A 24,221-nucleotide genomic window follows, 5' to 3' on the forward strand; every position below is an offset into this window, starting at 1 on the left:
CTGGATGGTCTCCCGCCTGTCACCCTAAAATTCCGACCAGGGCTGAGGGGAGACAGGTTTTTTCTTTGATCGGACGGGCGGAATTCCCGCGCGGCTGAACGGAGAGCCCGCCCGTCCCCGTCACCGCCGCCCGATCGGCCTCCGGGTTCACCGTGGTCGGCCCGGTGACGGCCTGACGGCCATATCCGATGATGTTGTGGTTGACGGCACCGGACTCCCCCGATCCACGTGGCCGTGATCGAGACGGCGGGGAGCCGACCCGGCGGCATCGGAGAGGTGGGTCTGCCGCCCGTCGCGCCCGCGATCGCCAACGCGGTCGCTCGGCTGACCGGAGGTGTAAGGCTGCGGCACCTGCCGTTCGTCCCGGAACGGGTCGTCGCCGCCCTGCAAGGCTGACGATCCTTGACCCTGCCGCATCGTGGCGCCGCCGCGGCGCGGCCCTACCGTGTGGATGGTCCAGACGTCCGAATGGATTGGGTCAGTGGGCGTGGGCGCCGCTTGCCCGACCCTTTCCCGTGGTCATTCGCCGGCCATCGGCAGAAGCCGGGAGGGGGTGGAGCGGTCGGACGGCCAGGCGCTGCCGAGGAGGTCCGCCCGATGGGGCGCCCTCACCGAGCGCGCGTCCGCGGCCGCCGTCCCCCATCGGCGGCAATGCTCCCGGGGCGAGCATCCGATCACCCGCTTGAAGGCGGTGCTGAAGGCACTCTCCGACTCGTAGCCGAGCGAGAGCGCAATGGTGGTCAGCGATTCATCCGTGTTGGTCAGGCGCTCGGCGGCGAGCAGCATGCGCCAGCGGGCGATGTAGTCCATCGGGGTCTCGCCGACCGTCTCGCGAAAGCGGAGCGCGAAGGTCGAACGGGACATGCCCGCCGTCGCCGCCAGATCCTGGAGCGCCCAGCGCCGTGCCGGGTCGGCGTGGATGGCCGCCAGGACCCGGCTCATCTGCCCGTCGGCCAAGGCCGCCAGCCAGCCGACACCGGTCGGTGCACCGTCCCGGAGGTGGAGCCGGAGAGCCTGGACCAGCATCATGTGGGCGAGGTGCTGGGCGATCAGGTCCGCGCCCGGCTGCGCTTCGTGCAGCTCGCGCATCATCTGCTCCACCGTCCAGCGAAGCGCGGCCTGCTCGGTCTCGGTTCCGAGATGGATGATGGGCGGCAGCAGCCGGAGCAGCACGGCGGCATGGTGTCCGGCCACCTCGAAGCGGCTGCCGGCGAGGAACACGCCGCCGCCGCCGTTGAGGGTCACGGTCCCGCCGTTGCGGGCGGGCGGGAAGACCGTCTTGGCCTCGACCGGCGCCACCCCGGGGTCGCTCGCCAGCACGAACGGGCGGCCGCTCGGAAGGACGAAGCAGTCGCCCGCCGACAGCCAGACCGGGGCGGGGACGTCGTCCACGGCGAGCCAGCACCCACCGCTGACGACCGAGTAGCACTTCATCCGGCCGTGCTGGTCTGAGAAGCGCACAGACCACGCGCCTCCTGCGTCGAATCCGGCGGAGACGTAGCTTCTCGGCTTCAGCAGGGAGAGGAGATCGGAAAGGGGGTCCATCTGCACCTCGGACGATCGCCAACATGTTCGGGACGGAGCGCCATGGATCGGCTCGGCCCGCGCGGGGGACTATGGCCTATGACCAGCATGCGGATGAGTAAAACGAATGAGAGTCTGGCTTTCAAGTAGAAACAAAGTGATCAACGCGGAATAGAAACTCTCGATACCCTCCCTACAGACACTCCTCGCAATGTATTCGACAACGATGAGCATGGGTACTCTCGTACCGTCTCTTCGCACAAGCGTTCCTGTTGCGCACCTCTTTTCCCCTCAGGGCTAGTTAAGGCGAACCTGGGGCGCCAGAGATCTATGATACCAGCACGCCCATCCGTCTGAAGGACCGCGCGATGCAGGCGATGACGGCCGGCGGACGTCAGGGGAACCGCACGCCGGTGAGGACTGCCGATTCCGCCCACAGCCGCGCGGCCACATCAAGGTCCAGCGCCTCACGGTGCTTGCGCGGTTCTCGGGCGACCCGTGCCGCCGGCCGCAGCAGGTGAGCGGCGGCAAGCACAAGGCGGAGACGCTGGGGCCGAGCCCATCGGCGGAACGCGGACGGGCGGCCGGGTGGAGGCAGCCGCGCGTTTCGGCAGCGAAATGGGGGCGGTGTTGGAGGCGAAGATCGCCGTCGGCCGGGGAATCGGATCGCAAGCCCGTTCAGTCGAGCGGCATCTCGGGGACGGCGCCGCGGACGAGGAGGCGCGCCTCCGTTGCGGCCATCACGTCGTCGATGGTCACGCCCGGCGCCCTTTCCCGCAGAACCAGCCCTTCGTCGGTCGGCTCGATCACCGCAAGGTCGGTCACCACCAGGTCGATGCGGCGTTGGGCCGTCAGCGGCAAGGTGCATTCGCGCACGATCTTGGACGAACCCTTGGCGGCGTGCTGCATGGCGACGACGACACGCTTGGCGCCGGTCACCAGGTCCATCGCCCCGCCCATGCCGGGCACCATCTTGCCGGGCACCTTCCAGTTGGCGAGGTGGCCGCGCTCGTCCACCTGCGGACCGCCGAGCACCGTCATGTCGAGATGACCGCCACGGATGAGGCCGAAGCTCATGGCGCTGTCGATCGAGGCCGCCCCCGGCACGGCGGTCACGAACCCGCCGCCGGCGTCGGTCAGATGCGGGTCCTCCATGCCCTCCGGCGGACGCGCGCCGAGGCCGATCACCCCGTTCTCCGCCTGGAAGAAGACGCCGCGATCGGCCGGCACGAAGTTGGCCACCATGCTCGGCAGGCCGATGCCGAGGTTGACGAGCGAGCCCGGCTTGATCTCGCGCGCCACCCGGCGGGCGATGCGTTCCTTGGCCTCCATCATGGGGCGTCTCCTCAGGCGGCGCGTTGCAGGAGGCGGTCGACCAGGACGCCGGGAGTCTTCACCGCGTCCGGCGGAATGACGCCGACCGGCACGATCACGTCCGGCTCGGCGATCACCATGTCGGCGGCGAGCGCCATGATCGGATTGAAGTTGTGGGCCGTCAGCGAGTAGTCGAGGTTGCCCACATAGTCCGCCTGCCGGCAGCCGATCAGGGCGAAGTCGCCACGGATCGGCGGCTCCACGAGAAAGCGCCGCCCGTTCACCTCGATGGTCTGCTTGCCGTCCTCCACCTCGGTGCCGAGGCCGGTCGGCGTCAGCACGCCGCCGAGGCCGACACCGCCGGCGCGGATCCGCTCCACCAGCGTGCCCTGCGGCACCAGTTCGATGTCGATCTCGCCGGCGATCATCTTGGCCTGGGTTTCCGGGTTCAGTCCGATGTGGGAGACGATCATCCGGGAGACGGCCCCGGCGGTGACAAGCTTGCCGATGCCCTTGCCGGGCATGGCGCTGTCGTTGGCCACGATGGTGAGGTCCTTGGCGCCCCGCGCCACCAGCGCGTCGATCAGGCGAAGCGGAGAGCCGACGGCCATGAAGCCGCCGATGAGCAGCACCGCCCCGTCCGGGATCAGGTCGGCGGCGGCTTCGGCCTTGATGCAGTCCTTCATGCGGCGCTCCGTGTCGAGCCGAGGGCGAGGCGGCGCGTCGCGCGGGCGATCACCAGTTCCTCGTTGGTGGGGATGACGAGTACGGTGGTGCGGGCAAGGTCGCTCGAGATCACCTCGGCGTTCGCCGCGTTGCGGGCCGGGTCGAGTTCGATGCCCATCCAGGCCATCCGCTCGCAGACGCGGGCGCGGACGAGCCGGGAGTTCTCGCCGATGCCGCCGCAGAAGACGAGCGAGTCGATGCCGCCGAGGGCCGCCGCCATGGCGCCGAGTTCCCGTTGGATGCGGAACACGAAATAGTCGATCGCCTCGTCGGCCTCCGGCGTTCCGGCCGCCTCCAGCGTGCGCATGTCGTTGGAAAGGCCGGAGAGGCCGAGGAGACCCGACCGCTTGTAGAGGAGGTCGGAGATCGCCTTGGCGTCCATCCCCTCCTCGACCATCAGGTGGAGCACCACGCCCGGATCGAGCTGGCCGCACCGGGTGCCCATCGGCAGGCCGTCGAGGGCGGAGAAGCCCATGGTGGAGGCGACCGAGCGGCCGTCCTGCATGGCGCACATGGAGGCGCCGTTGCCGAGGTGGGCGACGACCACCCGCCCCTCCGCCAGGAGCGGCGCCCGGCGCGCCAACTCGCTGGCGATGTATTCGTAGGAGAGGCCGTGGAAGCCGTAGCGCCGCACGCCCTTGTCGTAGTAGGCGCGCGGCAGGGCGAAGACGTCGTTGACGAAAGGGTGGGTGCGGTGGAAGGCCGTGTCGAAGCACGCCACCTGCGCCGCCGCCGGGAAGGCGGCGAGCGCCGCCCGGATGCCCGCGAGATTGTGCGGCTGGTGCAAGGGCGCGAGAGACGAGAAGGCGGCCAGCCGCTCCAGGATCGCGGTGTCGAGCACCGCGTGGGCCTTGAAGTCCGGCCCGCCGTGCACCACCCGGTGTCCGACCGCGGCCACGTCGAGCCCCGGCAAGACCTCCCGCAACACGCCAAGCACGGTCGCGAGGGCCGCCTGGTGGTCGCGAAAATCGGCCACCGATGTCTGCGCCGCCAGCTCCGCGCCGTCGCCGTCCTTCAGGCGCAGCGTGCCGTCGCCGCCGATGCTGTCGACGAGGCCGGAGACCAGCAAGCGCTCCCCGGTTGCCGCATGGACCGAAAGCTTCAGCGACGAGGATCCCGCGTTGAGCGTGAGGATCGCCTCGTTCATGGCTTGGCGCTTCCGGTGCGGGCGTGGTGGAGGGCCGCCACCGCACAGGAGGCGAGGCGCGACATGGAACTGTCCGAACGGGAGTTCAGGATCACCGGCACACGCGCGCCGAGCACGAGCCCGGCGCCCTCCGCGTGGCTGATGTAGGCGAGTTGCTTGGCCAGCATGTTGCCGGCGTCGAGGCCCGGGACCACGAGGACGTTCGCCCGACCCGCGACCTCCGAACGGATGCCCTTGGTGCGCGCCGCCGCGATGTCGACCGCGTTGTCCATGGCGAGCGGTCCGTCCACCAGGCCGCCCGTGATCTGGCCCCGGTCCGCCATCTTGGAGAGCAGCGCCGCATCCACCGACGACGGGATCGCCGGGTTGACGGTCTCCACCGCCGAGAGCACGCCGACGCGCGGGGTCTCGATGCCGATCGACAGGGCGAGGTCGATGGCGTTCTGCACGATGTCGACCTTGGTGGGAAGGTCCGGCGCGATGTTGATCGCCGCGTCCGTGACGAGCAGCGGGTGGGCGACGCCCGGCACGTCCATGACGAACACGTGGGTGAAGCGCCGGCCGACCCGAAGGCCGTGCTCCTTGTCCAGCATGGGTTTCAGGAGGTCGTCGGTGTGAAGGTGGCCCTTCATCACCGCGCCGGCCCGGCCGCTGCGGACAAGGTCGCAGCCGATCACGGCGGCCTTGGCGTGCGAAGGCTCGTCGATGATCTCGAAGGCGGAGACGTCGGCGTCCATCTCGGCGGCGACGGCGCGGATCTTCTGGGCGTCGCCGATCAGGATCGGCGTGATGATCGTCTCGCGCGCCGCCAGGATCGCCCCGCCGAGCGAGTTCGGCTCCTCCGGCGCGACCACGGCCGTCGCAAGGGCCGGCAGGGGCCGGGCCTTCGCCAGAAGGTCCTCGAAGTGGCGGTGGCGCTGCACCACGAGGCCCGGAACCTCGACGCCGTCCTTTGCGAACTTCAGCCGTGGCGCCTCCACCCTGGCGACACCGGTCAGCACCAGCGCGCCGTCCACGGGCCGCCGGACCTCCGTGGACAACGTGACGAGGCCCTCGGGCGTCTTCTCCAGCACGGTCACGGTGGTGACGAGCTCCTCCCCGGCGTGCGCCCTGTCGTGGAACTCCAGGGACTGCGCCCGGTAGAGGGTTCCAGGGCCCGGCAATTTGGTGCCGAGCACGGCCGAGATCAGCGAGGCGACGAACATGCCGGGCGCGACGCCCTCCACCTGGCCATCGCCGTTGCCGTCCTCGTGCGGCAAGTGCATCGGGTTGTAGTTGCCCGACGCCGCCGCAAAGACGTAGAGGTCGTCCGTGGTGATCAGGCGGCGCAGCTCCGCCGTCTCGCCCACGACCATCTCGCCGAGGGTCCGGTTCTCCAGTCTCATTCGGCCGCCTCCTCGCCACCGCCGTTGCGCTTGGTCGCGTCACGGCGCTTGCGCGGCGACGGTCTGGCATGGCCGGGCGCGGGCGCGACGACCGGCTCGGCGTCGCCGCCGACGGCGCCTGTGACCGCCGGAGGCATCGCCGCAACGGTCGGTGGGGCCGGCCCGTCCGCCCGGCGCAACGGATCCGCGAGGATGTCCTCAGTGACCGGAGAAAGGCCGAGCACCGTGTGGAAGCGCTGCAAAAGGTCGAGCGTGTGCGGGCTCATCTCCTCGATGGCGCCGGGCACGTACTGCACGATTTTGACGGCAAGGTCGCGCTCCTCGGGTGTCTTGAGGAGGAGCGGCAGCGTCTCCACGGCCCGCTCGGGCTCGTAGGTCGCGATCAGCGTCTGCTCGTGGATGATCATCGCGCGCTGCGCCGCCGAGAGCGACCTGAAGGGCTCGTCCTGCGTCAGCACGCGGCTGGAGCGCTCCAGCCGGTCGCGGCGCACCGTCCCGCGGTTTTCGGCAAGCAGGATCAGCATGCGGATGACGGCCTCCACGAAGCCGCCGCGCTCGATGTTGAAGATCGCCGCCGTGACCTCCGGCAGGCCGCGCAGTTCCGACAGGCTCTTCAGCGTGCGGCGCGCCTCGTGGGTGCGGCCGAAGGCGCGCATCCAGGGGGTGCCCCAGACCGTGTGGAAGGTGAGTTCGAACAGCATGTCGCGCTGGTCGCGGAAGAGGTCGATCGACTGCTCGATCATGTCGAACCAGAGCGATTCCGCCGCCAGGAACGGATTGTCCGGCGCCGCCTTCCGCCGTCCCGCCGCGACCGTCGCCGCCGCGTCCTCGATCTGCGCCGACACCGGATTGCGCGACGACATCAGCGCCCGGCTGAGCCGTTGCGGATGCAGCGCCCGGTTCATCTCGGCCATGCTCTCGGTGACGGTCGCCTTGACGAGCGGTCGGACCATCATGTCGTAGGCCTGGGCCTGGATCTCGGAGAACCGGGCCACCGCCGCAAAGGGCCGTTCGTCGAAATGCCCGTCGTCGAGCGCGCGAATGTCGTCGAGGGTGCGCTCCACGAAGCCGACGGTGAAGCGCCGGTTCGCCTCGTCGCCCGCATAATCCTCGATGCGCATCTCGTAGAGGCCGGGCGCAAGCGCCTCGATGGTCTTCAGCGTGGAGCCGACCTCGGCATGCTCCTTGTTGGCGATCTGGGAGGAGACGAAGATGCCGAGGTGACCGACCTGGTCGTGGTTCATGTAGATGATGCGCTGGCCGCGGATGCGGATCTCGCGCACGTCGGCGTAGGTCTCGGCGATCCAGTTGAGCGCCTGCTGGGGCGGCGTGATGTTGTCGCCGTGACTGGCGAACACGATGATCGGCGCCTTGATCTGCTTCAGGTCCACAGGGCGGCCGGGCTCGATGCGGGCCTCGTTCTTGACGAGCCGGTTGCCGACGAAGAGCTGCTCGACGATCCAGCGGATCTCCGGCTCGTTGAGGAGGAAGAAGCCGCCCCACCAGCGCTCGAACTCCAGGAAGCGCGCGTCGCCCTTGTCGATGTCCAGGTAGAGGTCGGTGTACTTGCGGAACAGGGTGCGGGACGGGTTCAGCAGCTCGAAGTTCTGGACGAGGTGGGCACCGTCGAAGAGGCCGCCGCCGAGATCGGAGAGAAGCATCGGGATCCAGGTGCCGCCGAGCACCCCGGCGTTGTAGCGCATCGGGTGGACGCCGACCGCCCCGGCCCAGGTGGCGACCGGCGCGCCGTTGATCACGATCGGGCCGGTGAGGTCCGGGTTGGTGGCGGCCAGGAGCAGCGTCGCCCAGCCGCCCTGGCAATTGCCCGCGATGATCGGCTTCGGCGCGTTCGGATGCCGGCGCATGATCTCGCGCACGAACGCCGCCTCGGCGCGCGTCACGTAGGAGAGATACTGGCCCTTCTCCGGCATGCGCTTGAAGGCGACGAAATAGACCGGGTGGCCGTCACGCAGCGCGACGCCCACCTGGCTGTCGGTCTTGAAGCCGCCGATGCCAGGCCCGTGGCCGGCGCGCGGATCAATGATCACGTAGGGGCGCTTCCAGTCCTTCACCGCCACCCCGGCCGGCGGCGTGATCTTCAGAAGCACGTAGTTGCAGGGATAGGGCAGGTCCTTGCCGTCCATCACCACGTCGTAGTCGTAGGCGAGAACCGGCGGGCAGCCGGCCTCCTCGTGCGCCAGGAAGACATCGCCGCGCTTGCGCAAGGCGTCGAGGCTGAGGACGAGGCGTTCGCGGGAGTCGCGCAGGTAGGCGTCCCAGTCCGTCTGAAGCGATCCGGCGCCCTGGCGGTCGCGGAGAGCACCCGCCAGCCGCTGCACCTTGTCGAGGGTCTGGCGCAGCCGGTCGGAATGGCTGTCGAACATGCGGCGCGCGTGGGCGCTCAGCACCTTACCCAGGATGTCGTAAGTCTGGGCGACGTCGGTGACCTCACGGCGCGCCGTCTCCAGATGGCCGTTGAGAACCGCCAGCGCGTCGTTCTCCGGGCGGGGCACGGCCGGTTGACGCGCCGGATCGAAGAGATCGAAGACGTTGACCATGGGGTGCCCCTCAGGCTGTGATCGAGAAGCCGCCGTCGATGGCGTGGATGCCGCCGGTCTGGTTGCGCGCCTCGCGGGAGGCGAGGAAGGCCGCCATCGCCCCGACGTCCTCGATGGTGGCGAGGTGATGGGTCGGTGCCCGCGCGGACGCGGCGTCGAGCAGCTCGTCGAAATGGTCGATGCCCGACGCGGCCCGGGTCTTCAGCGGCCCCGGCGAAAGGGCATGGACGGTGATCCCCTTCTCGCCGAGTTCCGCGGCGGCGTAGCGAACCACGCTCTCCAGCGCCGCCTTGACCGGCCCCATCATGTTGTAGTGGCGCACGACGCGCTCGGACCCGAAGAAGGAGACCGACAGGCAGGTGCCGCCATCCGTCATCAACGGTTCGGCGAGCCGGATCATGCGCAGGAAGGAATGGACGGAGATGTCCATGGCCTGCGCGAAGCCCTCCGCCGAGCAGTCGACCACCCGGCCGTGCAGGTCCTGGCGCGGCGCGAAGGCGATCGAGTGGAGGAGGATGTCGAGCCGCCCCCAGCGGTCGCGGACCGCGTCGAACACAGCCTCCATCTCGCCGGCGCGCGACACGTCGAGCGGCAGGACGATCTCGGCCCCGGCCGTTTCGGCGAGCGGCCGGACGAAGGGTTCGGCCTTCGCGTTCAGATAGGTGATGGCGAGGTCGGCGCCCTGCGCCTTGAGGGCTGTGGCACAGCCCCACGCGATGGAATGCTCGTTCGCGACGCCGACGACGAGCGCCTTGCGACCTTCCAACGAAAACATGGATCGCCCCCGATCTCATCCGCTGAACGGGAACATCCTAGCTGAACGGTGTGAACCTTGTGCGGCGCAACATGGTCGGAGTGACGCGATTGGGTAGTCTGCGTACGCACCAGCCATCCGCACGCGCCGCATCCAAGAGGAGATCTCCTGGAACGGGCGCGTCGGATGCCGGATTTTCGCCCAGGGCCCCTTTTCCGGCTCTGCGCACGCCGCGCGGCACGTTGAGAACCCCTCGCCTTTCGCGTGCGTGCAGAAGGGCCGAAGTGGGCTCCGCGTCCGATGGTTCGCGGGCCGGCGATGCTGTTCCGTCTCTGCCCGTACGGATGAGGCGAACGGGTGCCGAGGCGGCGGCAAGGTCACTTGCCTGAACGCCCCAGACCCTCTCTACGGCGTTACGGGCAAACCTTCTTGAACTCGGTGACCTCGCCCTTGCCCGGGACCCAGCGCACCACCGGCTGCAGGCGGCAGGTGGCGGCGTAGTCCTGCTGGTAGCCGTCGATGTAGACGGGCTCGGCCGCGGGCCGGTAGCCGTTGTTCTGGCGGCGGACGGGCGCGTCGGCGTGGCGGCGTTCCTGGCTCTGGCTGATCGCGGCGCCGGCGAGGAGGCCGGCCGCAAGGCCGAAGAAGGCGCCGACGGCGACGTCGCGGTTGCGGTTCTTGGCGAAGGCGGGCTCCGCCGACGCGAAGATCGAGGTGGAGAGAACGGCGGCGGCGACGGCGATGGTGACGGACTTGGCGAACATCGTGGTCTTCCCTTGAAGGTGCGCTTCGGTTTCGGGCGGTGGTGTCGTCCGCCGATGACCGAACCCTAGTCCCCCTCGACGGCGCCTTCCGTGATCGGCGTCACAGATCGGAAAACCCCTGAAACGGCCTTCGAAGAAGGATGCGCGGATCCCGTCCCGTGTCATGCTCCGGCGCGGCTGAGGCAGGGGGCGACGATGGGCAGGCAATCCGGACCAGAGGCATCCGGCAAACAAGCGCGTTGGCGCACCGGCTTTGAGATCGAACTGTTGGCACCGGCCGGCCGGTCGCGGCGCGATCTGGCCGAACGCACCGCCGCCGCCTTCGGGGGGCGGGTGGAGCGCTTCTTCCACGCCCAGACGGAGCCGAGCAAGGTTCCGGGCCAGCCGACCTTCAACAACCTCTCTCCGGGTTTTCGGGTGCGCGACGGAGCCGGCCGGCCGATCGCCGCCTTCGTGTGCGACATCACCCTCCAGCACGACCTCGATCGGGCGGCGCCGCCGCAGCCCGGCTGGTACCGGATCGTCTCCGACGACGCCCGCCTGATCCGCCTCGCCCAGCGTCACTGCGATCCCGATGCGGCGCTTGCGGTCGTGCTGGCGCCCCTTGCGGCTTTGTTCGGCGGCACGACCGAGACGCATCCGTCCGGCATGGTCCGCGTCGGCGACGGCGAGGGACGGCCGGTCGCGGTCGCCGCGCCGCTGCCCGGCGAGCGCGAGCGGGCGACGGAGATCGTCACGGCGCCGCTCGGGCCCGAGCGCGACGAGGTGGTCGCCCGCCTTCTCGCTCTCGCCCGGGAGGAGGGCTTCAGCCTGCCCCGGGAAGGCGCGACGCACATCCACTTCGATGGCGCGCCGCTTCGTCGCGCGCGCGTGTTTGCCACCCTGATCGGCCTCCTGGACCGGCACGGAGACGCGTTGAAGCAGATGGTCGGGGTGAACCCCCACTGCGTCCGCCTGGGTCCCTGGCCGGATGCGCTGGCGCCGCTTGCCCGCAGCCGCGCGTTCCGCGCCGCGGACTGGCCCACCGCGGCGGCGATGCTGTCGACCGTGGGGCTGTCCAAGTACTGCGACTACAATCTCAAGAACATCCTCGCCGCCGATCCTGCCAAGGATACGGTCGAGGTCCGCGTGCTCCCCGCAAGTCTCGACCCGGCACCCGTGCTGGCGGCGGCGTCTCTGTTCGAGGCGCTGCTCCACTGGTGCGTGGAGCGCGAGGCGGTGCGCCGGGTGCCGGATCGGCTCGATCGCCTGTTGGCCGCACTCGATCTGCCGCCCGAGGTTCGACAGGCATGGATCGAAACCGCCGCCGAGGCGCGGGGATAGGCGGCCGGCCCAGGCGCAAGTATGCAGGATTGAAATAAATTCCGTCGGCGCTCGTGTTTAGCCGGGGCTGGCCAGGGCAAACAGAAACAGAGAGTTAACGACTCGTTCATCCATAGCATATGTACGTGTCATACAGAAGGAATGCCGCTCCGCCGTGTTGTGGGCACTTGCCACCTTGTACCGCTTCTCACCTTCGATGTAGCATTTTAGAAATATAATACGCGATTGCGCGGTCGCACATTTTGCGCTTCGGATTGGGGGGAGACGATGGTGCGGTCGGTCAAGGGCAAATCCAAGTCGAATACAAGTAAAACCTTGATATTGGCCGCGTCCGTGCTTGCAGGCACAGGCGGCGGGTCGGCCGAGGCCGCGTTGGAATCCTATTTCCAGGCCGGCTTCAACGGCTGTGACGCCACGATGCTCGCCGCATTCTGGAACAAGCCCTTCACCGAAGCGAAGGCCGAAGCGGATCGCAAGATCGTGCAGAACGGCGAGACCGGAATCCGGAACGTGAAGGTGGCGCTCAGGGCCGCTCGGGACGCCGGTAGCGCCTGTACCTTCTTCGATACGGGCCTCAGCTTCGGCGACGCGGAGACGCTCGCCGGGTTCTGGGGCCGGTCGATCGACGACGCCAAGACCAAGGTCGGCATGCTCTTTACGGCCGGTCGCGGGGCGGAAGTCCACGCCATCCTAAGGCAGTGACGACGCCCGGCCATCGGCCCGGCGCACCAGACCCCATCCAGCTTCCCGACGGCGGTCTTCGACCATACGACCGGGGGGATGCACGTTTTCCTGCTCGCGCCCTCCGATCGGATCGCCGCGCCATGCCGTCCATTCTCCTGAGGATCGCCCGTCATCCCCGCGCCGCCGCCCTGGCGATGGCCGTGGCCGCGGCGCTTGCCGGATCCCTGCCGTCGGCCGCGGCGCCGTTCGCCGGGGCAGCCGTCACGGTCCGGGGCGGCCTGCCGGTGGTGCACGTCGCGGCCGGCGACGTCCAGGTGACGATCACCAACGCCACGGCGGGCCGGATCAGCGTCTACGCGGTCGGCGACGGCGACACCCTCACCGCGCTCGGCGGGCTGGAGGCGGCCTCGGCGGGCGTGGTCGAGGTGGCACCCGGCCTCCGGTTGGCCTTCTCGCAGAACGGCGCCTGGATCGGCGACGCCTACCGGGTGGGGCCGGAGGCTGACCAGAAGGTCGTCGTGCCGGTCGCGGCCCCGCCGGCGGACGCGCCGGCTCCGGAGGCCGGTCAGGTCCTCGTGCCGCTGACCAACGATCTGCCGACCACGGTCGACGTCTACATCCAGGACGCCGCCAAGACGGTGACGCCGCTCGGCTCCCTTGCGGCCGGTGAGAGCGCGGATCTGGAGGCGGCTCCGGGCGACATCCTGCTCTTTGCCGAGGGCGATGCCTGGATCCTGCCTGGCCATGGGGTGACCGGCGCGGCCGGAGAGGCCGTGCGGGTCCCGAATGTCGTCGCAGGCCCGCCCGGCAGCGTCGACGTCGTCATCCGCAACGGCACCGGCGCGCCGGCCGAGGTGCTTTCCGTCGATCCGGCGGGCCTCGAAGCGGTGCCGCTCGGCATCCTGCCGATCGGCGCGCGGCTCCATGCGCAGGCGTTGCCCGGTCATGCCCTCTTCTTCGTCGAACCCGGCACGGAACGCGGCGTGAGCCCCCGCTATCCCGTCGGTGCGGACGACGGCCAGACGGTCGACATCCCCTACGTGCCGCCCGACGCGGCGACGCCCGCCGGCCCGCCGCCGCCGGTGGAGGACCCGGACGGCGTTCCCGTCGCCCTCGTCAATGCCGGGGACCGGCCGATCCTCGTCGGCCGTGTGGCGCCCGACGGCCAATCGACCGAGCGGGTGAACGACCTCGCCCGCACCTCGCAAACCACCCAGGCCCTGCGCCCGGGCTCCCTCCTGCATTTCTACGACGCGGAAACCCGTGAGCCGGTGGGTGATCCCTACCGGGTGGGGCCGGACGGCGACGCGCTCCAGATCGTCCGTCTCCCCTACGACGCCGAGGCGCCGGTCCGGGCGCGGATCGCCGCCAACGGCCGGCCGCTGGTCCTCTATGCGCCGGGCGGCGCCGACCTCCTGGTCCGCGTCCCCGACCTCAACGGCGCCCTCTTCACCCTGGAGCGCATCCCGGCCGACACGCTCCGCTTCGTCCTCGCCGCCGAACCGGGCGGGACGGTCAGCTTCGCCGACGCGACGACCGGAGCGCCGATCGGCGCGCCCTACACGGTCACCGGCCAGCCGAACGTCGGCGACGGCACGGAGAGCGTGTTCGTCAGCGATTCGGCTCCGGACAGCGCCGACGCCTTCGCGCTCCAGACCGGTCCTGGAAGCGTACCGGTCGTGCTGCGCAACCGCGCCGACGTTCCGGTCGCCGTCGCCGTGGAGGCCGACGGGCAGTCGCTCGTCCTTACCATGGTTGGCGCCCTTGGCGTCGCGGAACGACGCTTCCAGCCGGGTGCGAAGCTCTGGTTCTACGCCGCCCTGCCGGACGACAGCCTGACCCAGCTCGGCTTCCCGTTCGTTGTGCCGGCCGGCGGGCGTGTCGACCCGCTCGACCTGCCGGTCCTGGAGGAAGGCGAACGGCTGGCGGAGCGCGACACCTACGTCACCGGCGACACGCGCACCGTTCGCATCGTCAACAGCAGCCCGCAGGCGGGCTACGCCGTCGCGCGCACCGCCGCCGGCCAGCGGATCCGCCTCTACGAGGTGGGAGCCGGCCAGTCGCTCGACGCGTCGATCCGCCCCGGCACCTTCGTGTGGTTCCATGCGAAGGGAACCGAGGCCTCCTTCAGCAACGACGGCGATCCGAACATCGGCGTCAAGCTGCCCTTCATCGTCGGTCCGGACGCCGTCCAGACGGTCGGCCTGCCCTACCAGGTGTCAGACGTGGACTTCGAGCGCCTGTTCCGGCTCGACCTGGAGAAGGCGACGAACGAAGCCCTGTCCGAACAGCGGGTCGCGGGCGCGACAAACGCGGCCGCCGCAGCCCTGCCGGCCGGCTGCTGGAAGAACAGCAGCCCGCGCGGTGTCGGCACCATCCCGCGGACCTGTCCGCCGGGCGAGGAGGAGGCGACGGCCGGGCTCTGCTACACCAAGTGCCGGCCGGGCTACAACGGCGCGGTGACCATGTGCATTCCCGCGTGTCCGGCCGGGTTCGACGACACGGGCCTCCACTGCACCAAGCCGGCGCCCTACGCCCGGAACGCCTACCCCTGGCAGTTCGGCGACTGGTTCGACCTCGACGGCGCCCGGGCCCGCTGCCGCCAGAAGCACGGGAACCGGTGCGAGAAGATCGGCGAGATCATCTACGAGAGCTGCCCCGCCAACACGAAGACGGCGCCGCTGTTCGTGAACCTCTGCACCCCAATCTGCCCGGCCGGCATGATCGACGTCGGCGCCGGCTGCCAGAAGAACACCTATGATCGCGGCGTCGGGCGCCTGATGAGCTGCTCGCCGGGCCAGGAGATGGACGCCGGCCTCTGCTACAACAGCTGCCAGGCGGGCTACCAGGGGGTCGGCCCGGTGTGCTGGGCGGGATGTCCGGCCAAGCTGCCGCATTCCTGCGGCGGCACCTGCACGGCCAACGCCGGGGCTTGCGCCACGCTTCTCGCCGACCAGATCTCGTCGCCGATCATGGTGGTCGGCAACGCCGCCGCCACTGTGGTCACCCTCGGTGGCGCGACCGCCGCCACCATGGCGGCGCGCCAGGCGGTCACCATCGCCCGCGCCTCCGCCAAGGCGATCGGCCGGGAGGCCGGCGAGCAGGCGGCCAAGCTGGCCGCCAAGGAGGCGGCGCGCGCCACCGCCAAGCAGACCTTCCGCAAGCAGCTGAACATTGCGCTCAGCGAGGGCCGCGCCGCCGCCGTCCGGGCCGGCAGCCGCGTGCTGGCCCGCGAGGTCGGCATCGATCTTTTCATCTCCGGCCTCCTCAGCGGCACCCTCTACGGCATCAGCGTCGACAGCGCCGCCAACGACGCGGAGCGGCTGCGCACGGAACTCGACGCCGAACTGCGCGAGCGCATTCTCCGCCGTCTCGGCACGGGCGTCAGCGAAGCGCAGATGGACAGCTACGTGGAAGCCGCGCTCGACGCCGCCGAGCAGGCCCAGCCCGGTTCGCCCTTCCCCTATTCCGCACTCGATCCCACCGGCATCGCCGACGTGGTGATCGCCTATGCGCTGCCGCTCTGCTCGGAGGTGAAATGATGATGAGGACCCCATCCGCGCCGTCCCATCCGCCGCGCCGGTCGGGGCGCCTGGGGCGCCTCCTAGCGGCCGCCGCCTTCGCCGGCCTGCTCCTCGACCTGCCGCAGGCGCTGGCGGCCGATGAACGGCTGATCCAGAGCCTTGCCGACAACGCCTTTCTGGCGGAAGCCGGGGGAAGCGCGACGACGACCCCCGATCCCGCCGCCGCCGGAACGCACTGGCTGGCCGAGCCGGCCGGCGTCGACGAGCGCACCGGGTTGGAGGCGGTCTGGCTCCAGTCCAACACGTCCGGAGGGTATCTCGCCAACATCGAGGGCCGCGCGGAAGTCCCCGCCAGCGCCCCGGAAGGCCTTGCGCCGTTGTGGCTGATCCAGCCGTCCGACACCGGGGTCCGGCTCCTCTCGGCGCTCGACCCGGCGGTCGCGCTCGTCATCACCGGCGGCGCGGTGGCGCTGGTCCCGGTCGACGGCGGAACGACCGTCTGGGCGTTCGCCGAACCGCCGGCGGCGCCGCCCGAGGCCGAGACGGCGGAGGCGCCTCTCCTCCCCGATCCGGGCCAGCCGCCGACAGAGGAGGCGCTCCTTCCCGATCCGAACCAGGTGCCCGTGGAGCAGCCTCTCCTCCCCGATCCTGCCCAGCCGCCCGCTGACGTGGCCGCCACGCCGCCCGTCGAGGAGCCGCTGCTGCCCGATCCGGCCCAGCCGCCCTTGGAGGAGCCTCTCCTCCCCGATCCGGGCCAGCCGCCCGCCGACGTGGCCGCCGCGCCGCCGGTCGAGGAATTCCTCCTGCCCGATCCGAACCAGCCGCCGATAGAGGAGCCTCTCCTTCCCGATCCGGGCCAGGCGCCGGCGGATGCCGCGGCCGGACCGGTGGAGGCGCCGGTGCTGCTGGAGGCCCCGTCTCCCGGCCTCGTCGAGGAGGAGCTGCTGCCGGCCCCGGGCGAGGCGCCGGTTGAGGCCGAGACGGCGGATCTGCTGCCTGAGCCGACGCCGTCCGCCGACGCGCTCCCTCTTCCCGAACCCGTGCCGGCGGAAACGGCTGAGACCGGTCTGGCGCCCGCCGACGCCTTCGCCGGCGTCCCCGTCGCGGCCCTGGAGGCGATCGACGGGAGCGGCCTGCCGTCCGTGCCCGAGACGGGCAACGATCCCCTCCTGCCCGCCGCCGAACCGCTTCTCCCGGATCCGGTGCCGTTGGCCGCGGAGGCCGAGCTCGCCGCCCTGCCGCCGCCGTTGGGAGAGGATGCCCTCACCCCGCTCATTCCGCCCGGACAGGTCCTCGTTGCCATCGAGAACCTGTCCGGGGCGCCGGTCGACGTCTACCTGGACCCGGAGGACGGCGGCGAACCGCAGTTCGTGCTGCAGATCGAGCCCGGATACGTCGCCTTGCAGCCGTCGCCGCCCGGCAGGATCTGGCGCTTCGCCCAAGGGGCGGACTGGCGCGACGGTTTCCAGCCGACCGAAGCACCCCGCCAACTCGTCACCTTCAACGGCAGCGTTAAGTAGTCCGCCCGCACCGCGTCCGCGCGAAGAGGAGAGACACTCCCATGGTCCGTTTGCTCCGTGCCGCCCTCGTTGCCGGTTGCGCCGGCGTGGTCGCCATCGCCCAAGTCCCGACCGCCGACGCCGGCGGCGCCGGGGTCGTGCGCAAACTCTTGAAGAAGTTCGAACCGGGAGCGGGGGGCGATGCGGCCGACGCCGCGCGGCGGGCGGCGGATCCCGCCCAGGCCCCGCCCGGCGGCACCCAGCTCCGCCGCATCAATCCGAACCCGAACGCGGCATCCAACAGCGGCGCGTCCAACCTTCCGCCGCCGCCGCCGCCGGTCACGGCGCTGCCGAGCGGCAATGCCGGCGGCGCCGGTGGGGTGAACCTGCCGCCCCCGCCGGGTGGCAATTTCGACACCCGAGCCGTCGACAACCTGCTCCCGACTCCGCCCGTCGACGACCTCGGCGCCGTCCGCCGCGCCGGTCAGGGAGGGGCCAACGACGGCACCGTCTACGTCGGTCCGGAAACCCTTCCTGGCGACTTGCGCGGGGTCGCCGCGGGCGGAGCAGCCGCCAGCGGTGCCGGTGGAGCCGCCGCGGGCGGCTTGGGCGGTGCCGCCGCCGCCCTCAACCGGGCCCTGCCGCCGACGCCCCGTCCGCAGTACGACGTGGTGCCTCCGACCCGTGGCGCCATCTTCTACGAGCGCTTTCCGCCGCTGACGGCCGCCGCCAGGGCGCCCGACCTGCCCCCCCGCCCGCAGCAGTTCGCCTCCCCGGACACCGTCCCCGGGTTGCAGAGCAATGTCAGGTCGCAATATGTCCAACTCCCCGACGCCCCCGTCCGGATCGACTGGCCCCCGTCGCCGAGGGATATCCAAAGGGTGCGGGTCGAACCGCCCCCGGGCCGCCTCGCAACGGCGGCCAAGGTGACCGGCGGGCTCATCACGCTCGGGGTGATCGGCGGCGGCGTGGCCGTCGGCTACATCTACCGGGAGCCGTTGGAGGACAGCACGCGGCAGACCTTCAATCTGGAACCGCGGGATCCGGATGATCCGACTCCGGAAAGCACCATCGTGGTCGACGCCTCGGGCACCATCACCAAGGCGGGAGCGGGCGGGTCGATCCCGATCCCGGACGGCACGACCGCCGACCAGGAGCCGGAGGTCAGCGACCGCGACCAGAGGGGCCGCCTGCCGAAGACCGTCCGCGTCGTCGTCCAGAACACCCTCGAAGTGCCGCTGGAGGTCGCCTTCGTTGCCAAGGACGGCACGAATCCGCTCATCGAACTGATGAATCCAGGCCTGGCGCGTCCCATCCACATGCCGGGCGGCGCCGCGCTCGCGCTGCGCGCCAACAACGCCGGTCCAAACGTGCCCTACACGGTCTTCGCACCGGAACACGCCGTCACGGTGCTGCGCGCCGGCTGGGTCCTCAAGCCATGACCGATCGGCGCTCGTCCGTCCGGCCGCTTCCGCGGCCCTTGCTCGCCGGCGCCCTCGGCGTGCTCGTCGCATGCGGACCGGCGGAGGCGGCGAGCGTGCGCATCTTCGACGATCTCGCGGGCGCCGGGCGGGCCACGGCGCGCTCGCTCGACGAACTCGGTGTCGTCGGCAAGTCGATCCCCGCCGCGCCGCCGCGGCCCGCCGGCTATGTGCTCCGCCGCTTCGCGCGCGAGGCCGAACCCTCGCCTGCCGCCGTTCCGCCGGCACCGCCCGCCGCACGGGCGGCCGGGACGGCCCTGGAAACCGGCGCACGGACAACCGATGTGGACTCGCCGGGAGCCGCTCTTCTGACAGTCGCCCGGCGCCAGCGTGCCAATGCCGATGCGGCAGGCCTGCCGCGACCGACGCGCGCCGGCATCCTCGGCTTCATCGACCGGGCCGCCGCGCGGCGGCGGGACGACCTCTCCACCAGGCGTCTGCCCGACCCGGAGACCGAGGCTGTGGTCGTCGCCGCCTGGCGCAAGGCCGCCGGATTCGACGAGAGCCCGGCGCCCCTGTCGCTTCTCGGGGTCAGGGCCAAGGACCTGCCGTCCCCGAAAGGGCCGAAATACACCCGGCGGTTCGGCTGGGGTGCGCAAGGGGTGGCCATTGCCGGCATCGTTTCGGCGGTGGGCTACAGCATGACGTCCGCGAAGGCCGAGGCCGACGCGGCGGAGGCGAAGGTGCGCCAACTGACGGTGGAGAATGGCGCGGCGGGACGGCCGGTGGAGGTCTGGATCACCGGCACCAACGGAACCCCCATCCTCCAGGGCGTGGTCGAACCCGGCATCACCGGCCGCTACACCTTCCTGACCGGCACGACGGTGGAGTTTCGCCGCGACGGCGCCCCGGCCGGCACGCCCGTGACCCTCACCGACGACACACCGGTCCACTTCGACTGATCACCCAGGCGCCATCCCCCCGGGAGAGCTCGACCCATGCTGCCGACGCTTCAGAGACTGATCCTCCTGGCCCTGCTCCTTCTCGGCGGAGCGGCCGGCGCCGCGGCCGCCGAGGTGCAGATCCAGGTGACGAACGATCGCACGGGACCGGTGGACGTCTACCTGACGCCGCCGGGCGCTCAGCCGCGCTACCTCCTGCGCATTCCCGAAAGAGAGGCCAAGGTGGTGAAGGCCTCGCCGGGCGACACGCTGCAGGTCGCCGTCGACCGGCGGCCGGTGGAACGCTACGTCGCCACGGCCGCGCCGCTGCAGCGGCTGATCACCCGCGCGCCCGCGTCCCTCCCGCCGGCGACGGTCGGGTCCGCGGCCGGGGTCAAGCCGGTGACGACGCCGCCGTCGACGACCACGACGACCGTCCGGACCCCGCCCGCCACCACCACGACGGCCGTCGCGCCGCCGCCGCCCCCGCCGGTCGATCCGCAACAGGGGGCTCTGCCGGAGGGCTTCGCCTGGCAGGCCAGCGGCGACAAGGACGCCAGGGGCGTGATCGTGGCGGCGCGGCTGGTGCTCGGCATACCGGAGACCGACGCCGTCCAGTTCCATGCGGACTGCGCCGTCGCATCGCCCGGCCGGGCGACCATGACGATCGCGGCCGACATGTCGGGGCGCAAGCAGGGCACGGCGACGGACATGAGGATCCTGGGGGACGGGTTCGACCGACGCTACAGGGCTCGGGTCTTGCGCGCGCCCGGAGGCGAGAGCATTGAGGGATATACGCTGTCCGCGCGGCTCGACGATCCCGTCTGGGCCTTGATGGCGGCCAAGCTGGAGATCGGCTACGGCGAGGGCGACGACCTCCTGGCCCTGCCGCTGAAGGGGAGCTCGGGGCCGGTCCGGCGCTTCATCGCCGCGTGCACGGCGCTCGGCCGCCCGGCCGTGGCGGCGGCCCCGCCGTCCGGCGGCGGTGAGCGGCGCGACAGCTGCACCCGCTTCGCCCGCGCACGGGCCGTGGCGAGCGACCGCAAGCTCCCCGTGGTCTTCGTGAACCGCTCCGGCGCCTATCGCGTGGTGCACTGGGTCGACGAGAACGGCCAGGCGGTGCAGATCACCGGCCTCAATCCCGGCGAGGCCGCCCGTGTGATGGCCTGGGCCGGCCACCCCTTCCTGATGACGGACGGCCCCGGCAATTGCGTGGAGATCGCCATCATCCGGCCGGATACGCGCCAGGTGCGGCTGACGGCGCGCAATCGGGTTCAGGACCCGGAGTGAGCCCGCCATCGGCGGCCCTCACCTGAACCGGACACGCGCAAGACGGCCTGGCAACACCGCCCGGCCGCGCCGCCTGGGCGACGGGCTCGGGGCGGTCCCGGGCGGTCGAGGGCGTCCACGCATCATACCAGGCCCGAACGGGCGCCGGCCGGTCAGGTCGAAACGCGCGTGAAGGTCCGGCGAGTCCGACCGTCACGAGCCGGGTATCGGACGCCGACACCGCCCCTCACTCGGTCGACCCATATGTTTCGTGGAATGTTTATTGCTACGCCGACGCTGCATCGGACCGGAGCGACAGGGTGGTGCCGGGCGGCGTCGCTGCGGGTGTCCGATGGTGACGACGGTCCCATGTCGATGCGTGGTCGGGGGGAAGCATGGATCAAGCCGCTGCCGAAGTCGGGCATGAGATAGATCGCGTCCTGATCGACATCCACACCCATGTGAGCCGGAACACCGAAGGCACGATCGCCGACTACATCCCGGAGATCGCCTCGGTCGATCCGGAGCCGTTCGGACTGGCCATCACCACGGCGGCGGGAACTCTGCACGAGATCGGCGACACCGAGACGACCTTCACCATCCAATCCGTCTCCAAGGCCGTCACCTACTGCATCGCGCTCGAAACGGCCGGTCGCGCGACCGTCCTGGAGCGTGTGGGCGTCGAGCCGAGCGGCGACCCTTTCAACGCCATCGAGTTGGATCCGGCGTCGCGCCGCCCGTACAATCCGATGGTCAACGCCGGGGCGATCACGGTCGCCGGCATTCTTCGCGACGTGTACGGCGCCGACGAGGCGTTCCAGGTGGTGCTCGACCGTCTCTCCGAGGCGGCGGGACGGCCGCTGGAGATGGACGAGGCCGTCTACCGATCGGAGGCGGCGACCGGCCACCGCAACCGGGCGATCGGCCATCTGCTCGTCAGCGCCGGAGCGCTCCGCGAGCCCATGGAGCCGGCGCTCGACCTCTATTTCCGCCAGTGCTCGATCCGCGTCACCGCACGGGATCTCTCCCGGATCGGCGCGACCGTGGCCAACATGGGCGAGCATCCGGTCAGCGGCCGCCAGGTGTTCGACGTCGGGCCTGTCCGCGACACGCTGGCGGTGATGTTCTCCTGCGGCATGTACGACTACTCGGGAAACTGGGCCTACGATGTGGGCGTGCCGGCAAAGAGCGGCGTCGGCGGCGGCATCATGGGTGTCGTCAACCGGCAACTGGGCGTCGGCACCTATTCGCCGCGCCTCGACCGCAACGGCAACTCGGTGCGCGGCGTCGAGGCGTTCCGGCGCCTGTCGGCCGAACTCGGCCTCCACGCCTTCGACATGACCAATCCGGGGTCCGCCTTGATAGGCTCGTTCTTCACCGGTTCCGGCCGGACATGACGCATCACCCACGAGGGATTTCGGCCTTGCAGATCGTAGAGCGCCATCACAACGCCGTCCTGGTGATCCGTCCGACCGGGCGCCTGGACAGCAGCAACGCGCCCCTTCTCGACCAGCACCTGTCGGCGACCATCGACCGCGGCGATACGATCTTCGTCATCGACCTGTCCACGCTCGACTACATCAGCAGCATCGGTCTGTCTGTTCTCCTGTCGGCGGCCAAGAAGGTGAAGCGGGCCGAGGGGCGCGTCGCGCTCGCCGCGTTGAACGAGCGGGTGCGGACGGTCATGGAGATCAGCGGCTTCATCCGCATCTTCGATATCTACCCGAGCGTGGAGGCGGCGACGGTCTCCCCATGAGGCGCCCGACGAAAGGGACTGCCCGGCCAATGAGCACGACCTGCCTGGAAATCGCGCTCGTCGCCGATCAGCCCGGCCTGGCGGCGGCCCTGGACCGGCTCGATCGGTTCGCGGGCGCGGCGGGCCTTTCCGAGGACGCCGCCTTCAGGATCCGTCTTGCCGTCGACGAACTCGTCAACAATGTCATCGACCACGGCTACGGCGAGGGGGCGCCGGGGGAGGTGCGGATCCGCCTTGAGGCCGAGGCGAGCCGGGTGACGCTGGCGCTCTCCGACAACGCCCCCCTGTTCGACCCCTTCACCCTCCAGCCCCCCGACGTGGAGGAAAGCCTGGAGACCCGCCCGCTCGGCGGCCTCGGCGTTCACCTCGTGCGCAACCTGATGACCGAGGCGCGCTATCGCGTGGTGGACGGCCGCAACCATGTCCTGCTGGTCCTCGACCGCGAGGCGTCCGGATGACCATCTTCGCCGCCCATATCCTCGTCGTGGACGACGTGGAGGACAACCGGACCATCCTGTTCCGCCGCCTGCAGCGGCTCGGCTACTTCAACCTCAGCGAGGCGGCGGACGGCGTGGCGGCGCTCGAGCACGTGCTCACCCACCGCCCCGATCTGGTGCTCCTCGACGTCATGATGCCGAAGATGAACGGCATCGAGGTCCTTGAGGCCATCCGGGCCGCCGACCTGTTGGAAGAGACCGCGGTCGTCATGATCTCCGCCGCGAGCGAGACCGAGACCGTCGTCCGCTGCCTGGACCTCGGGGCGGAGGACTATCTGCCGAAGCCGTTCAACCCGTCGGTTCTGCGCGCACGCATCGGTTCGGTTCTGGAGAAGAAGACGCTGCGGGCGGAAGTCCGCCGCCAACTGGACCGGCTGGAACGGGAGCTGGAGATCGCAAGGCGCCAGCAACTCGCCATGGTGACCTCGGATTTCGACACGGTCGGCGCCCGGTTCGACGTGTTCGCCGCCATGATCCCGGCTGAGGAGGTGGGGGGCGACCTCTACGATTTCTTCGAGGTCGAGCCGGGGATCGTCATGGTGGCGATCGGCGACGTGTCCGGCAAGGGCATCCCGGCGGCGCTCTTCATGGCGCGGGCGCGCAGCCTGCTGCGGGCCGGCGTCCTCCAGTTCCGCGATCTCGCCGGCCGCATGCCGCGGCCGTCCGAGGTGATGGCGCTCCTCAACGAGGAGCTCTGCAAGAACAACGAGTCGAGCCTTTTCCTCACGCTCCTGGTCGGCTTCGCGTCGGTCGCGGAGGATCGCTTCACCTTCGCCAACGCCGGGCATCTGCCACCGGTGCGGCTGCAGGGTGAAGGCGCCTGCGCGGTGGTCCACCCGGCCGATCCCCCCGTCGGCGTCCTCGCCGACATGGTGTTCACCGACCACGCCTTCGACTTCAAGGCCGGGGACGGCCTGGTGCTCGTCACCGACGGCGTCGTGGAGGCGGAGGACACGGCCGGCGCGATGTATGGCACCGCCCGCTTTCTCGCCGCCTGCACCGCCGGCCTCGACGACGGGTCGGCGCGCCGGATCGGCGATCGCCTGATGGCGGATGTGGTCGCCCATGTGGGCGACGCCAAGGCGTTCGACGACCTGACCCTCCTGGTCCTCTGCCGCCGGCCTTCCTGAACCGC

General features: G+C 70.6%; 19 protein-coding genes. 11 read left to right on the top strand and 8 right to left on the bottom strand.

Annotated features, from left to right (window positions below; genetic code table 11):
• Window positions 1-519 precede the first annotated feature (519 nt).
• From BUQ68_RS00415 to BUQ68_RS23520, 8 genes are all read right to left on the bottom strand, one after another.
• A complete protein-coding gene (locus BUQ68_RS00415) occupies window positions 520-1,545 on the bottom strand; it encodes an AraC family transcriptional regulator (RefSeq protein ID WP_075213964.1) in 1,026 nt (341 codons plus the stop codon).
• Between the two features lie 657 nt (window positions 1,546-2,202).
• A complete protein-coding gene (locus tag BUQ68_RS00420; RefSeq protein WP_075214325.1) occupies window positions 2,203-2,856 on the bottom strand; it encodes a 3-oxoacid CoA-transferase subunit B in 654 nt (217 codons plus the stop codon).
• A 14-nt stretch (window positions 2,857-2,870) separates the two neighbouring features.
• The gene (locus BUQ68_RS00425) at window positions 2,871-3,524 is read right to left on the bottom strand and encodes a CoA transferase subunit A (protein ID WP_075213965.1); all 654 of its coding nucleotides are present in this window, start codon (window positions 3,522-3,524) and stop codon (window positions 2,871-2,873) included.
• Window positions 3,521-4,711, bottom strand: coding sequence for an acetate/propionate family kinase (locus BUQ68_RS00430; protein WP_075213966.1), 1,191 nt, complete (start codon window positions 4,709-4,711; stop codon window positions 3,521-3,523). Before BUQ68_RS00430 ends, BUQ68_RS00425 begins: the two co-directional genes overlap by 4 nt.
• Complete coding sequence (locus BUQ68_RS00435; protein ID WP_075213967.1) at window positions 4,708-6,096, bottom strand: bifunctional enoyl-CoA hydratase/phosphate acetyltransferase; 1,389 nt, start codon at window positions 6,094-6,096, stop codon at window positions 4,708-4,710. The genes BUQ68_RS00430 and BUQ68_RS00435 overlap by 4 nt, the downstream gene beginning before the upstream one ends.
• Complete coding sequence (locus tag BUQ68_RS00440; RefSeq protein ID WP_083656041.1) at window positions 6,093-8,654, bottom strand: DUF3141 domain-containing protein; 2,562 nt, start codon at window positions 8,652-8,654, stop codon at window positions 6,093-6,095. The genes BUQ68_RS00435 and BUQ68_RS00440 overlap by 4 nt, the downstream gene beginning before the upstream one ends.
• 10 nt (window positions 8,655-8,664) lie before the next feature.
• On the bottom strand, window positions 8,665-9,429 hold the full coding sequence (fabI, locus tag BUQ68_RS00445; RefSeq protein ID WP_075213968.1) for an enoyl-ACP reductase FabI: 765 nt from the start codon (window positions 9,427-9,429) through the stop codon (window positions 8,665-8,667).
• A 392-nt stretch (window positions 9,430-9,821) separates the two neighbouring features.
• A complete protein-coding gene (locus BUQ68_RS23520; protein WP_075213969.1) occupies window positions 9,822-10,172 on the bottom strand; it encodes a hypothetical protein in 351 nt (116 codons plus the stop codon).
• Window positions 10,173-10,367: 195 nt separating this feature from the next.
• On the opposite strand from BUQ68_RS23520, the gene BUQ68_RS00455 reads away from it, so the two are divergent.
• The 11 genes from BUQ68_RS00455 to BUQ68_RS00505 all read left to right on the top strand — a co-directional run bounded on the left by BUQ68_RS00455 (window position 10,368) and on the right by BUQ68_RS00505 (window position 24,216).
• A complete protein-coding gene (locus BUQ68_RS00455) occupies window positions 10,368-11,495 on the top strand; it encodes an amidoligase family protein (RefSeq protein WP_075213970.1) in 1,128 nt (375 codons plus the stop codon).
• Window positions 11,496-11,720: 225 nt separating this feature from the next.
• Window positions 11,721-12,197: a hypothetical protein gene (locus BUQ68_RS00460; RefSeq protein ID WP_139315112.1), complete on the top strand. Its 477-nt coding sequence runs from the start codon at window positions 11,721-11,723 to the stop codon at window positions 12,195-12,197.
• Between the two features lie 122 nt (window positions 12,198-12,319).
• Window positions 12,320-15,721, top strand: coding sequence for a hypothetical protein (locus BUQ68_RS00465; protein WP_075213972.1), 3,402 nt, complete (start codon window positions 12,320-12,322; stop codon window positions 15,719-15,721).
• Between the two features lie 2 nt (window positions 15,722-15,723).
• Window positions 15,724-17,223 (top strand): hypothetical protein, encoded by a 1,500-nt coding sequence (locus BUQ68_RS00470; protein WP_139315113.1) that lies wholly within the window; start codon window positions 15,724-15,726, stop codon window positions 17,221-17,223.
• An 86-nt stretch (window positions 17,224-17,309) separates the two neighbouring features.
• Window positions 17,310-18,644 (top strand): hypothetical protein, encoded by a 1,335-nt coding sequence (locus BUQ68_RS23525; RefSeq protein ID WP_175577698.1) that lies wholly within the window; start codon window positions 17,310-17,312, stop codon window positions 18,642-18,644.
• On the top strand, window positions 18,641-19,585 hold the full coding sequence (locus BUQ68_RS00480; RefSeq protein WP_139315115.1) for a hypothetical protein: 945 nt from the start codon (window positions 18,641-18,643) through the stop codon (window positions 19,583-19,585). Before BUQ68_RS23525 ends, BUQ68_RS00480 begins: the two co-directional genes overlap by 4 nt.
• 36 nt (window positions 19,586-19,621) lie before the next feature.
• Window positions 19,622-20,854, top strand: a complete 1,233-nt coding sequence (locus BUQ68_RS00485) for a hypothetical protein (RefSeq protein WP_075213976.1) — start codon at window positions 19,622-19,624, stop codon at window positions 20,852-20,854.
• A gap of 374 nt (window positions 20,855-21,228) precedes the next feature.
• Window positions 21,229-22,230 carry a glutaminase A gene (gene glsA / locus BUQ68_RS00490; protein WP_075213977.1) on the top strand — a complete coding sequence of 334 codons (1,002 nt, stop codon included), beginning with the start codon at window positions 21,229-21,231 and terminating at the stop codon, window positions 22,228-22,230.
• A 26-nt stretch (window positions 22,231-22,256) separates the two neighbouring features.
• Window positions 22,257-22,589: an STAS domain-containing protein gene (locus BUQ68_RS00495; RefSeq protein ID WP_210215568.1), complete on the top strand. Its 333-nt coding sequence runs from the start codon at window positions 22,257-22,259 to the stop codon at window positions 22,587-22,589.
• A gap of 29 nt (window positions 22,590-22,618) precedes the next feature.
• Window positions 22,619-23,047, top strand: a complete 429-nt coding sequence (locus tag BUQ68_RS00500) for an ATP-binding protein (RefSeq protein WP_175577699.1) — start codon at window positions 22,619-22,621, stop codon at window positions 23,045-23,047.
• Window positions 23,044-24,216 (top strand): PP2C family protein-serine/threonine phosphatase, encoded by a 1,173-nt coding sequence (locus BUQ68_RS00505; protein ID WP_075213979.1) that lies wholly within the window; start codon window positions 23,044-23,046, stop codon window positions 24,214-24,216. The genes BUQ68_RS00500 and BUQ68_RS00505 overlap by 4 nt, the downstream gene beginning before the upstream one ends.
• Window positions 24,217-24,221: the final 5 nt, after the last annotated feature.

This window comes from Mongoliimonas terrestris (assembly GCF_001927285.1).
Lineage (GTDB): Bacteria > Pseudomonadota > Alphaproteobacteria > Rhizobiales > Pleomorphomonadaceae > Chthonobacter > Chthonobacter terrestris.